This window comes from Tatumella sp. UBA2305 (assembly GCF_002345795.1).
Taxonomy (GTDB): domain Bacteria; phylum Pseudomonadota; class Gammaproteobacteria; order Enterobacterales; family Enterobacteriaceae; genus Tatumella; species Tatumella morbirosei.
This window is the reverse complement of the sequence record NZ_DDVT01000023.1, coordinates 128,024-141,047: the sequence shown is the minus strand read 5'-3', so window position 1 is coordinate 141,047 and position 13,024 is coordinate 128,024. Positions and strand designations below refer to the sequence as shown.

At 49.7% G+C, this 13,024-nt stretch carries 10 protein-coding genes; 2 read left to right on the top strand and 8 right to left on the bottom strand.

Going from position 1 to position 13,024, the window contains the following annotated elements; translation table 11 throughout:
• The first annotated feature begins 13 nt into the window (after nt 1-13).
• Nucleotides 14-1,405 carry a 6-phospho-beta-glucosidase gene (gene ascB / locus B3Z23_RS16330; RefSeq protein ID WP_294912216.1) on the top strand — a complete coding sequence of 464 codons (1,392 nt, stop codon included), beginning with the start codon at nt 14-16 and terminating at the stop codon, nt 1,403-1,405.
• Between the two features lie 51 nt (nt 1,406-1,456).
• Here ascB and apaH read toward each other — a convergent pair whose 3' ends face one another.
• The 6 genes from apaH to lptD form a co-directional block, all read right to left on the bottom strand.
• On the bottom strand, nt 1,457-2,281 hold the full coding sequence (gene apaH, locus B3Z23_RS16325) for a bis(5'-nucleosyl)-tetraphosphatase (symmetrical) ApaH (RefSeq protein ID WP_294912215.1): 825 nt from the start codon (nt 2,279-2,281) through the stop codon (nt 1,457-1,459).
• 55 nt (nt 2,282-2,336) lie between these two features.
• The gene (apaG, locus tag B3Z23_RS16320) at nt 2,337-2,714 is read right to left on the bottom strand and encodes a Co2+/Mg2+ efflux protein ApaG (RefSeq protein ID WP_294912213.1); all 378 of its coding nucleotides are present in this window, start codon (nt 2,712-2,714) and stop codon (nt 2,337-2,339) included.
• Between the two features lie 3 nt (nt 2,715-2,717).
• Nucleotides 2,718-3,542, bottom strand: a complete 825-nt coding sequence (gene rsmA, locus B3Z23_RS16315) for a 16S rRNA (adenine(1518)-N(6)/adenine(1519)-N(6))-dimethyltransferase RsmA (protein ID WP_294912212.1) — start codon at nt 3,540-3,542, stop codon at nt 2,718-2,720.
• The gene (pdxA, locus tag B3Z23_RS16310) at nt 3,535-4,527 is read right to left on the bottom strand and encodes a 4-hydroxythreonine-4-phosphate dehydrogenase PdxA (RefSeq protein ID WP_294912211.1); all 993 of its coding nucleotides are present in this window, start codon (nt 4,525-4,527) and stop codon (nt 3,535-3,537) included. The genes rsmA and pdxA overlap by 8 nt, the downstream gene beginning before the upstream one ends.
• A complete protein-coding gene (gene surA / locus B3Z23_RS16305) occupies nt 4,520-5,812 on the bottom strand; it encodes a peptidylprolyl isomerase SurA (RefSeq protein ID WP_294912210.1) in 1,293 nt (430 codons plus the stop codon). The genes pdxA and surA overlap by 8 nt, the downstream gene beginning before the upstream one ends.
• Nucleotides 5,813-5,875: 63 nt before the next feature.
• The gene (gene lptD, locus B3Z23_RS16300; protein WP_294912209.1) at nt 5,876-8,248 is read right to left on the bottom strand and encodes an LPS assembly protein LptD; all 2,373 of its coding nucleotides are present in this window, start codon (nt 8,246-8,248) and stop codon (nt 5,876-5,878) included.
• Nucleotides 8,249-8,427: 179 nt separating this feature from the next.
• On the opposite strand from lptD, the gene djlA reads away from it, so the two are divergent.
• Nucleotides 8,428-9,240: a co-chaperone DjlA gene (djlA, locus tag B3Z23_RS16295; RefSeq protein WP_294912208.1), complete on the top strand. Its 813-nt coding sequence runs from the start codon at nt 8,428-8,430 to the stop codon at nt 9,238-9,240.
• A gap of 57 nt (nt 9,241-9,297) precedes the next feature.
• Here the strand turns inward: djlA and rluA are convergent, their stop codons facing one another.
• Together rluA and rapA are read right to left on the bottom strand one after the other, a co-directional pair.
• Nucleotides 9,298-9,951, bottom strand: coding sequence for a bifunctional tRNA pseudouridine(32) synthase/23S rRNA pseudouridine(746) synthase RluA (rluA, locus tag B3Z23_RS16290; RefSeq protein WP_294912207.1), 654 nt, complete (start codon nt 9,949-9,951; stop codon nt 9,298-9,300).
• A 37-nt stretch (nt 9,952-9,988) separates the two neighbouring features.
• Entirely contained in the window at nt 9,989-12,895 is a 2,907-nt protein-coding gene (gene rapA, locus B3Z23_RS16285) for an RNA polymerase-associated protein RapA (protein WP_294912359.1), read from the bottom strand.
• Nucleotides 12,896-13,024: the final 129 nt, after the last annotated feature.

Below are 13,024 nucleotides of genomic sequence, written 5' to 3'. Positions count from 1 at the left end.
TAAGGAGAGATAAATGAATTTGTTTCCGGAATCATTTCTATGGGGAGGAGCCATTGCAGCTAACCAGACGGAGGGAGCATGGCGGGAAGGTGGTAAGGGACTTTCAACTTCAGATGTACAACCGAACGGCATCTTCGGAGAAATCGATCAACGGACATCGACAGAAAGTCAGCTGAAAGATATCGCTATCGATTTTTATCATCGCTATCCGCAGGATATTGCGTTGTTTGCTGAAATGGGTTTTACCTGCCTGCGTTTATCCATAGCCTGGACGCGTATTTTTCCGCGAGGTGATGAGAGTGAACCCAATGAGGCCGGACTGGCATATTACGATAATCTGTTCACTGAGCTGGAGAAGTATAACATTCAGCCTATGGTCACCCTGTCGCACTATGAAATGCCATGGGCATTAGTTTCTGAGTACGGTGGGTGGGGTAACCGCCAGGTGATTGAGTTTTTTATACGCTATGCCAAAGTGGTTTTTACGCGCTACCGGCAGCGTGTCAGTCTGTGGCTGACATTTAACGAAATCAATATGTCACTGCATGCGCCGTTAACCGGGGTAGGTATTGCTGCAGGCAGCAGCCTTAATGAAATTTATCAGGCGATTCATCATCAGTTGGTGGCCAGTGGGCTGGCAGTTCAGGCATGTCATGAGATTATGCCTCAGGCAAAAATCGGTAACATGTTGCTGGGTGGATTGCTTTATCCATTAACCCCCAAGCCGGAGGATGTCTGGGCGACACTGAGTGAAAATCGTCACTGGCTGTTTTTTGGTGATGTACAGGTCAGAGGAGAGTATCCGGGCTACATGCAACGCTATTTTCGCGAGAATAATGTCTGTCTGGAGATAACGGATCAGGACAAAGCGGCCCTGAAGCACAGTATTGATTTTATTTCTTTCAGTTATTACATGTCTGGCTGTGCCTGTGCAGATGCCCCGGCTCATGACTCTTGCCAGGGCAATATACTGAATATGATCCCTAATCCTCATCTTGCGGCTTCAGAGTGGGGGTGGCAGATTGACCCGGTGGGGTTACGGGTATTACTGAATCTGCTGTGGGACCGATATAATAAACCCCTGTTTATTGTTGAGAATGGCCTGGGGGCCCGTGACCAACTGACAGAAGATCATCAGGTGATTGATGATTACCGGATCAGTTACCTGAACTCTCATTTACTTCAGGTTAGAGAAGCACTGGAGGACGGGGTGGAGATTATGGGCTACACCAGCTGGGGCCCTATTGACCTCGTCAGTGCATCAAAGGCCGAACTTTCAAAACGCTATGGTTTTATTTATGTTGATCGAAATGATGACGGAGAGGGCAGTTTACAACGTTATCGTAAGAAGAGTTTTGGCTGGTATCAGTCAGTGATTGCCAGCAGAGGGGCCGTACTTAAGTAGAGGTGTTTACGTTAGCCCTACAACGTGCTGTAGGGCTGACATGTTATCGAATCAGTTCTTTTTGCGTTGCAGTGACGGCTGGCGAAAATATTTGTTATCCTCCCAGCGTAACATTGTCAGGCTGCCACCCCAGCAGCAGCCAGTATCCAGCCCGATGATTCCATCCGGAGTTCCTTTGCCTTCCAGTGATGCCCAGTGACCGAAAACAATAGTGTAGTTATCGCGCACCGGACCGTTAAGCATAAACCAGGGTTTTAGCGGAGGTATGGCTTTTTCCGGAGTGTCCTTACAAATCATATCCAACTGACCGTTAGGGAAGCAGTAGCGCATTCGGGTGAATGCGTTAGCACTGAATCTCAGTCGGGATAAACCGCTGAGTTCAGGAGACCAGTTATTAGGCATATCGCCGTACATCGCATCAAGGAATAACGGATAACTTCCGCTGGAGAGAATAGCCTCCAGTTCTCTGGCGCAGACAATTGCTGTTTCAAGGTCCCACTGAGGAGTGATACCGGCATGGGCCATGACCAGTTTCTTCTCTTCATCGACCTGCAGCAAAGGTTGACGACGCAGCCAGTTGATCAGACTGTCGCAGTCTTCTGCTGCCAGTAAGGCAGCAAGATTATCTTTGGGTTTATTGCGGCTGATTCCGGCGTAGACTGCGAGAAGATGCAAATCGTGGTTACCAAGAACCAGACGAACCGAATCGCCCAGCGATTTCACTTTACGTAATACCGCCAGAGAATCGGACCCGCGAGCCACCAGATCACCGGTCAGCCAGAGTTCATCGGTTGACGGGTCAAAATTGACCTTTTTCAGCAACGCAGTAAATTCAGCGTAACAACCGTGAATATCACCAATCAGATAGGTACTCATGAAAATCCTGTCAACGTAAAACAGCCGTCCTGAAGACAGGCTGACGATGTGGTTCTTAATGGAGCTGGGCAGAGACTGCCAGACGAAATACAGGAATAGGGGTATGGAACTGCTCGCCGTGTTCATCCTGCATAATATAATGTCCCTGCATGGTGCCGATAGGGGTTTCCAGAACAGCACCACTGGTGTATTGGTATTCACCACCAGGTGCAATCACGGGTTGCTCCCCGACCACACCTTCTCCACGAACTTCGGTTTCACTGCCATTACCATTAGTAATCAGCCAGTAGCGTTCAAGCAACCGGACAGTGTCATGCCCCAGATTACGTATAGTAATAGTATAGGCAAACACATAACGTTCGGCTTCCGGTTGAGACTGTGAAGCTACGTAAAACGTCTGTACATGGACATAAACGCGTCTGGACCCACTCATGGTTTAGCTCTCCTGAGGTTGCTCCGGATGTTCAGTCAGCCAGTGTGCCAACTGGCAGTATTGGGCAATAGTCACATTCTCTGCACGCAGATTATTATCAATACCTAAATCGGCCATCACAGCTTCAGGAAACAGGTGTCCCAGGCTGTTACGCAGAGTTTTACGGCGCTTCCCAAATGCCTCAGTAGTAATGCGGCTCAGCACTTTGACGTTGACTGCCGGATAAGGTGACTGAGTATGCGGAATCAGTCGGACTACCGCAGAATCGACTTTAGGCGGGGGCGTAAAAGAATGTGGCGGAACTTCCAGGACAGGAATCACCTGACAGTAATATTGCGCCATCACGGTTAAACGACCATAAGCTTTACTTCCCGGACCGGCGACCAGACGATTAACTACCTCTTTCTGCAGCATAAAGTGCATATCTTTAATGGCACCATGGTAGCTGAACAGGTGGAACATCAGTGGGGTAGAGATATTGTAAGGTAAATTCCCAAACACCCGCAGTGGCTGCCCCCGTTCTGCTGATAACTCAGCAAAATTGAAGGTCATAGCATCCTGCTGGAAAATCGTCAGTTTTGGACCGAGGAATGGGTGCGTCTGTAAACGAGCCGCCAGGTCGCGGTCGAGTTCGATCACCGTTAATGCATCCAACTGTTCTCCAACGGGTTCAGTCAGAGCACCGAGTCCGGGGCCGATTTCAACCATCGCATCACTTTTTTGCGGGTGAATAGCTGAGACAATACTGTCTATAATATATTGATCGTTAAGGAAGTTTTGCCCGAAACGTTTACGGGCGTAATGCCCCTGATGGACGCGATTATTCATTACTGCTCTTAATCATATTTAGGGCGAGGTTAATCGCCGTAATAAAGCTTCCCGGATCTGCCTGGCCATGGCCGGCTAACTCAAGTGCTGTTCCGTGGTCAACAGAAGTCCGGATAAATGGCAGGCCGAGGGTAATATTCACCGCCCGGCCAAAACCCTGATATTTTAACACGGGTAAGCCCTGATCGTGATACATCGCTAGCACTGCGTCAGCGTTTTGCAGGTACTTCGGCTGAAACAGGGTATCGGCAGGTAGAGGTCCGAGAAGGGTGATCCCCTGCTGTCGGAGTTCTTCCAGTGCCGGTTCAATCACATCGATTTCTTCGTGGCCCATATGGCCACCTTCACCTGCGTGTGGATTCAGCCCGCAAACCAAAATGGTTGGGCTGGCAATATGAAATTTATGCTGCAAATCGTGATGAAGGATAGTGATAACCTCATGCAGATTCTCCCGGGTAATTGCCGCAGAGACATCTTTCAGAGGCAGGTGAGTCGTGGCAAGCGCTACACGTAATTCTGTGGTTGCCAGCATCATTACCACCTTTTCACAACCCGCCCTGTCTGCGAAAAACTCAGTATGTCCTGTGAACGGGATACCTGCATCGTTAATGATACCTTTATGTACCGGACCGGTGACCAGTGCGGAAAATTCACCTTTCAGGCAATCATCACAGGCTGTTGCCAGGGTTCTTAGTACATAATCGCTATTGTCGACAGAAAGCTGTCCGGCAATAGCATGAGTATTCAGAGGTACCGGCAACAAGGTTAAACTCCCGGCTTGCTGGGGTTGTGCCGGGGAATCAGGCTGATAATCTCTCAGCGTCAGTGGCAGACCCAGTTGTGCAGCCCTGTCTAGCAAAAGCTGTCTGTCGGCGCACACAACTAATTCGGCCGGCCATTGCTGGCCGGCCAGGAGTACAGCCAAATCAGGACCAATCCCGGCAGGCTCGCCGGGAGTGATCACTATTCTTGGTATGTCAGCCATTGTTATCCAAAATCTTCACATAAGCTTCAGCACGTTGTTCCTGCATCCAGGTCTGTGCTTCTTCTGCAAACTTACGGTTAAACAACATCCGGTAGGCCCGGTCTTTACCCGCATCTTCAGTCCTGTCTACCTGACGGGTATCCATCAGTTGAATTAAATGCCAGCCAAAAGATGAACGCACAGGTTGGCTGATTTGGCCTTTATTCAGACGCATAACTGCATCACGGAAGGCAGGGTCATAAATGTTCGGAGAGGCCCAGCCCAGATCACCACCCTGATTGGCTGAACCCGGATCTTCAGAGTACTGTCTTGCTGCCTGAGCAAAAGTTATTTTACCGCTACGGATGTCAGCAGCAATCTGCTCTATCTTGGCGCGTGCCTGCTGGTCAGACATAATTGGCGATACTTTAATCAGTATATGGCGGGCATGGACTTCGGTTACTGAAACATTTTGAGATTCGCCACGCACATCATTCACTTTCAGAATGTGGAAACCGACACCTGAGCGGATTGGACCAACGATATCCCCTTTATGAGCAGTGCTCAGTGCCTGGCTAAACAGGCTTGGCAGCTCTTCAATTTTCCCCCAACCCATATTGCCGCCTTTCAGCGCCTGAGGGTCAGCAGAGTAAGTGACGGCCATTTTACCAAAATCAGCACCTTTCTTCAGTTCACCCACCAGCTTTTTAGCCAGGGTTTCTTCATCATCCACTTGCTGCTGAGTAGGATTTTCTGGCAGAGGCAGCAGGATCATACTCAGGTTCAGTTCGGTGCCTGGTACGTTCTGGTTTGCTATCTGTTTTGCCAGGTTATCGACTTCCTGAGGAAGAATAGTCACTCGGCTTCTTACTTCATTGTTACGAACCGTAGAGATCAGCATTTCCTTACGGATCTGATTACGATAGGTTGCATAGTTAACCCCATCATAGCTCAGTCGGCTGCGCAACTGATCCATGCTCATATGGTTCTGTGCAGCAATATTCTGAATAGCCTGATCCAGTTCCTGGTCACTTATCTGAATTCCGGCACGCTGACCGATCTGAGTGATGATACTGTCCATGATTTCACGCTCGAGGATCTGATGGCGTAATGTCTGATCGTCAGGCAATTGCTGGCCGGCCTCTTTAGCCTGAGTCTTCACCGTGCTCATCATGTCATCGACGTCACTTTCTAACACCACACTGTTGTTCACAATCGCAGCGACTTTATCAATCATCTGTGGTGCTGCAATAGCAGTAGTAGCGTTCATCGCTACACACAGAATCAGCATTCTCCAGTTCTTCATACTTTATCCATCGTTGTTACCGCTTTGCGGAATTTACCGGCTAAACATTTATACATTACAACATCAAAAAGCAGGCTGATAAGGGATAATTCCCTGATTCAGCATTTGAGCTGTTCCCAGAGTGTAGTTTGAACTCAGGCCCCGGAACTCTATGTTGAATGAAATTGAGTTGTCATATTTACTTGTATCATTTTCCCAGCCGTTGATTTTACGCTCATATCCGAAACGGATAGCGTAACAACAAGAGCTGTACTGAACGCCTAACATTTGGTCTGCCGGTTTACTATTACGGGTATCATAATAGTAAGCACCCACGATGGACCATGCATCCGCAATCGGCCAGCTTGCCGTTGCCCCGACCTGTGAAATCCCGTTTTTATAAATCGGGTTGTCCAGCAGTGATGCATCATTCAGCGCCTGCGCCACATATTGCGGGCTGCTGTAACGATAGCTCAGCTGTACCATACGATCGGCATCACGACGATATTCCAGAATCGCATTGCCCTGGGCTATGTTATCCAGTTTTGTATCATATTGCAGGCCGCCACGGACACCCCAGTAATCACTGATTTTCCAGTAAGTATCACCGGCCCAGGTCAGGCTTCCACGGTCATTATTATCGTCAAGTTCATCACTCCCGGTGCGGGCAGGTGTAAACGAATAGATTTGACCTACAGAAACATTAAAACGTTCAACCAGATTGTTATCATAAATTCGGGTTGTCACCCCGGAGGCGACCTGGTTCGCTGAAGAGATACGATCCAGTCCACTGTATGTACGATCACGGAACAGCCCGGTATAGTCGGTCTGTAGCAATGTTGAATCGTAAGGATAGATATTACTCTGGTTACGGTATGGCACATACAGGTACTGAACGCGGGGTTCCAGCGTCTGGGTATAGCCAGGCGACCAGTCCATATCACGATCGAACACCATTTTTCCATCCACTTTAAACTGTGGCATGGTGCGGTTAACCGAGTTTTTCAGCCGATATCGGTCTGCAGAGCTGTCAATGGACCCATTGTTATAGTTTTCAATGTTATCCTGCTGATAGTGGGTCGCCAGTAATTTAGCTTCAGTATCCAGGCTGGCCCAGCCATTGGACAGCGGCAAATCCAGGGTCGGTTCAATATGTAACCGGTCTGCCCGCGGATAATTCGGGTTAGTGTTGGTAAACCGGGCAAACTGGCCATAAACATGGGCATCAAAAGGACCGATATCATTCTGGTAAACATTCACATCCAGCTGAGGCAGCACACGATAAATACTGGTAGTGGTATGTGAGAATGTCTGGAAGTCTTTACTCGACAGAGTTGCATCCCAGTTAGTATCGGCATAACCGATACTGAATTTCTGGTTCGCATAACCGTCTGTCGAACTGTAGTATCTTGAGGCCAGATCGTTGAAATAGTAACTGTCACTGACTTTGCTATAGTCTGCGTTGAAGCGCCAGTGTTGGTCATAGACCCCGGTATGCCGCCAGTAGAACAGCCAACGGTCTGAACTGTCATCTGCAGCGATGTCGCGGGCAGCTTTGTCTTTATTGTACTGGCTGTCAGACGGAAGGTAATCCAGTTCCATCAAACCACTACCAAATTCAGACAGATAACGAAATTCGTTTTGCAGTTGCAGGCCGCGTTTACTCATGTAGTGCGGAGTAATGGTCGCATCCATCTGCGGCGCAATATTCCAGTAATAAGGCAGCATGAATTCGAAGCCATTATCATTACCGTATTTTGCGTTGGGGATCAGGAAACCGGAACGACGACGATCACCGATCGGAAGCTGCAGGTATGGGCTGTAGAAAATCGGCACCGAACCCACTTTAAAACGGGCATTCCAGATTTCGGCGACCTGCTCCTGGCGGTCTTCAATAATCTCAGAACCGGTGACACTCCAGCTGTTGTCTCCGGGTAAACAGGAAGTAAAGCTACCGTTTTCCAGGATGGTGTAACGGTTATTACCCCGTAACTTCATCTGGTCAGCAGAACCACGACCCTGGCGGCCAACCATCTGATAATCGCCGTTCCAGACATTAGTATCTTTGGTATTCAGATTGGACCACGCTTTCGGCCCGTTAAGAATTACCTGATTATCATCATAATGCACGTTTCCCAATGCATCGACGGTACGTGTCGGTGTACTCTGCCCGGATTGCTGGCGCTGATGAAGCTGGATTTCATCGGCCTGGAGCTGGCCATTACCCTGGTTTACACTGACTTTGCCGGTAAATACCGAATCGTCAGGGTAAGTCCCTTTGGCGGAATCAGAATGAATAGTGACCGGTTGCTCATTCGGCGTACCGCTGGTTAAAGGACGGTTATAAGAGGGTACGCCCAGCATACATTGCGACATCAGATCATCGGCAAGGCTGTGCTGGCTGTAGAGCGCTGCACCAATCATCGTGGCCAGCAAGGTTGGTAATCTTTTATTCATACGTAGTATTAGGGATTCCGTAAAAACTGGCATCATGCCGACAATCAGACGGAGACTAACTTACCGCATAATGGCGCTGGTGTTAATCCTGATCTCTTCGGTTTGCGGATAGGCGGTTAACCAAATGACAGGTATGATAATGCAAATTTCGGCCGTAAGCATGGCGAATTGAGGAGTTTATGCGCTATTGGGGTAAAGTAATTGGATTAGCAGTGGGTATTTTCTCCGGAGCAGGCTTTTGGGGCATTGTTCTGGGACTAATGATAGGCCACGCTATCGACAAAGTTCGTATCGGAAGCGGACAAGGATATTTTTCTGATAACCAGTCACGGCAGAATCTGTTCTTCCGTACCACTTTTCAGGTCATGGGGCATCTGACCAAGTCTAAAGGGCGGGTGACCGAGGCAGATATTCAGATTGCGTCAGCATTTATGGAACGGATGCAGCTACATGGCGAGTCCCGTCGATCCGCCCAGCAGTCCTTCCGCGAAGGTAAAGACAGCCATTATCCGTTGCGTGAGAAACTGCGGGAATTTCGCAGCGCTTGCTTTGGACGCTTTGATCTTATCCGGATGTTTCTGGAAATTCAGGTACAGGCCGCTTTTGCCGATGGCGTGCTGCACCCGAATGAGCGCCAGGTCCTGTATGTGATTGCAGAAGAGCTTGGGATCTCCAGGATACAATTCGATCAATTTCTGCGGATGATGGCCGGGGGGGAGCAATTTTCGGGGGCTGGTGGACAGTATCAGGGCAACTATCAGCAACCACAGCGCGGCCCGACCCTGGAAGATGCCTGCAGTGTGCTGGGGGTGAACCCGGGGGACGACAGCACCACCATTAAACGGGCTTACCGGAAACTGATGTCGGAACATCATCCGGACAAACTGGTGGCGAAAGGCTTGCCTCCGGAGATGATGGAAATGGCGAAACAGAAAACCCAAAAAATACAGTCTGCTTACGATCTGATTCGTAAGGAAAAAGGGTTTAAATAATCCGGCGCCCGGACATTACCACGACAGGGTAATGTCCGTCGGTTTGAGGGTGGATTTTCAGAAATCCGCCGGCTGGCGAAATGTCATGGGTGTGCCGTAATGCGGGTGGGTAATGGTCAGTGATTCTGCATGCAACAACAGACGATCTGCCAGTGCTTTGGCTTCCGGATGCGCGTAGAAACCATCCCCGAGAATCGGATGGCCAAGCGCCAGCATATGTACCCGCAACTGATGAGAACGGCCAGTTACCGGCTTTAACTCAACTCTGCAACTTAAGTCATCGTAGTTTTCGAGTATCCGCCATTCGGTCTGAGCCGCTTTACCGGTTTCAAAGCATACCTTTTGTTTAGGCCGGTTCGGCCAGTCGCAAATTAACGGCAGGTCGACCAGACCTTCGTCTTTTTCCGGGTGTCCCCAGATCCTTGCGATATAGGTCTTCTTCGGTTCACGTTCCCGAAACTGTCGTTTCAGCTCGCGTTCAGCCGCTTTGGTTAATGCCACCACAATAATACCGCTGGTTGCCATATCCAGCCGATGCACTGACTGTGCGCCGGGATAATCGCGCAGAATCCGCAACATCACACTATCCTGATGTTCAGGCAGGCGACCCGGTACGGATAACAGCCCGCTGGGTTTGTTAACCACCATGATATGGCTGTCCTGATACAGAATATGCAGCCAGGGTTCGGTAGGGGGATTATAAGCTTCCATTGGGTATCCATCGGGGGGATTTCCCCCCCGTTTGCGGTTACTGATGTGTGACAACAATCAGCCGTAAAGCATCCAGTCGCCAGTTGGCCTGTGCAAGGCTTTCGGTGACTTCACTGCGATTAGTTTCCAGTGCTTCAACTTCATCATCACGGATATTCGGGTTAACAGCCTGTAACGCACGCAGACGGTCCAGTTCAGCGCCCAGCGTTTCATCCGCCTGGCGCCGGGCCTGTTCAATTACGGCCTGTGCATCACTGACTACCAGTTCTTCCCCCAGGGTCAGAATCTGGTAAACATCCTGTTGGACCGCATTGACCAGTTTACTGCCGGTATGACGATTGACTGCGGTCAACTGGCGGTTAAAGCTTTCGAATTCCACTTTGGCTGCCAGATTATTGCCTGCTTTATCCAGCAACAGACGTAATGGCGTCGGTGGCAGAAAGCGAGTGAGCTGCAGATGTTTCGGCGCCTGTGCTTCAACAACATACATCAGTTCCACCAGCAGGGTACCTACCGGTAAGGCTTTATTTTTCAGTAACGAAATAGCGCTGCTTCCAGTGTCACCTGAAAGAATGAGATCCAGTCCGTTACGGATTAACGGGTGTTCCCAGGTAATAAACTGGGTATCCTCACGGGATAATGCCTGCTCACGGTTAAAAGTGATGGTGCAACCATCTTCCGGTAATCCCGGGAAGTCAGGTACCAGCATATGGTCTGAGGGCGTAAGAACAATCAGGTTGTCACTGCGGTCATCCTGGTTGATACCGACAATATCAAACAGATTCAGTGCAAAGTTGACCAGTTCAGTATCATTATCCTGGGCGGCTATCTCATCTGCCAACTGGGCAGCCTGTTCACCACCGTTGGAGTTCAGTTCCAGCAAGCGGTCACGACCTTGTTCCAGTTGCGATTTCAACGTGTCATGTTGCTGCCGGCTATCGGCGATAAATTCATCCAGCCCCGAGGTGTCTTCTGGCGAGGCCAGATATTTCAGTAACTGTGGGTGTACTTCGTCATAGACCGTACGACCGGTAGGGCAGGTATGCTCAAAGGCATCCAGACCTTCATGGAACCAACGTAGCAACACGGCCTGAGCCGTATTTTCCAGCCAGGGGACCAGAATCTGAATATCGTTCTGCTGACCGATACGATCCAGACGACCAATTCGTTGTTCCAGCAGGTCCGGGTTGAACGGCAGGTCAAACATCACCAGCCGGCTGGCAAACTGGAAGTTACGACCTTCAGAACCAATCTCCGAACACAGCAGGACCTGCGCACCCTCTTCGCGCGAGGCAAAAAACGCTGAGGCTTTATCCCGTTCTATAATCGATAAACCTTCATGGAACACTGCTGCGCGGATACCTTCACGTTCACGCAAATATTGTTCCAGTTGGAGCGCCGTTGCGGCTTTCGCACAGATTACCAGCACTTTCTCTTTACGGTTTTCCAGTAAGTAATTGCTCAGCCACTCAACTCGCGGATCAAATGCCCACCAGGTCCCGCTTTCACCTTCAAATTCCTGATAAATTTGTTCCGGATAGAGCATATCCCGCGCGCGTTCTTCGGCACTCTTACGGCTACCCATAATGCCGGATACCTTGATAGCCGTCTGGTATTGTGAAGGTAATGGCAGGCGGAATTGTTGCAACTGTCGTTCCGGAAAACCTTTGACACCCTGACGGGTATTACGGAACAGAACGCGGCTGGTACCGTGGCGGTCCATCAGTAGTGATACCAGTTTCCTGCGAGCTTCGAGCCGGTTCTCATCGCGGCTGTTAGCTTTCTCAATCAGCGGACCAATGTCCTGATCGCTGATCAAATTATTAATCATCGCGACTTCGTCGGCAGAAACCGGATGCCCGGCGAGCAACGAGGTGACAGCATCAGCGACCGGTTGATATTGCTGCTGTTCTGCAACAAATTGCGGGTAATCATGAAAACGGTTGGGATCCAGCAACCGCAGGCGGGCAAAGTGGCTTTCCATACCCAACTGCTCAGGGGTTGCTGTCAGCAGCAGAACCCCCGGGATATTTTCAGCCAGTTTTTCAACCACCAGATATTCACGACCCGCCTTGCCTTCGTTCCAGGACAGGTGATGGGCTTCATCGACCACCAACAAATCCCATTCAGCTTCAGTCATTGCTTCCAGGCGCTGCTTATTTTTACAGGCGAAATCGAGTGAGCAAATGACCAGTTGTTCGGTGTAAAACGGATTGCTGGTGTCAAACTGGGCTTCGGTATAGCGTTCATCATCAAACAGCGCAAAACGCAGATTAAAGCGGCGTAGCATCTCCACCAGCCACTGATGTTGCAGTGTTTCCGGAACAATAATCAGTACACGTTCAGCACGGCCAGCCAGCAATTGTTGCTGGATAATCATCCCGGCTTCAATGGTTTTCCCCAGTCCAACTTCATCCGCCAGTAATACCCGGGGAGCGTGCCGGCGACCGACATCATGAGCGATATGCAACTGATGTGGGATCAGATTAGTACGCATACCACGCAAGCCGCTTACTGGCAGGCGATACTGAGCACTCTGATATTTACGGGCACGAAAACGCAGAGCAAAACGGTCCATGCGGTCGAGCTGACCGGCAAACAATCTATCCTGAGGTTTACTGAATACCAGTTTACTATCGAGCATGACTTCCCGCAGGCTCACACCGGTTTCCAGCGTATCAGTCCGCACTCCGGTATAAGTCATGACTCCGTCATTATCCGTGACGCTTTCTACGGTAAGCTGCCAGCCTTCGTGGCTGGTAATAGTATCGCCCGGGTTAAAAATGACACGGGTAATCGGAGAATCATTGCGGGCATAAAGTCTGTTTTCGCCAGTAGCCGGAAAAAGTAAAGTGACCATACGTGCATCGATAGCGACGACCGTCCCCAGTCCAAGTTCACTTTCTGTATCACTAATCCAGCGCTGACCAAGTGTAAAAGGCATAAATAATGAGCTCGATTCTCTTAACATGTAAAAAGATATTCATGCTCTGCGGGCAATAGCATGTTGACCAGACAAGAGGTCTGGTAAATACATGCAGAGCAATGAAATTCAGGGAGGGCGCTATGTTAC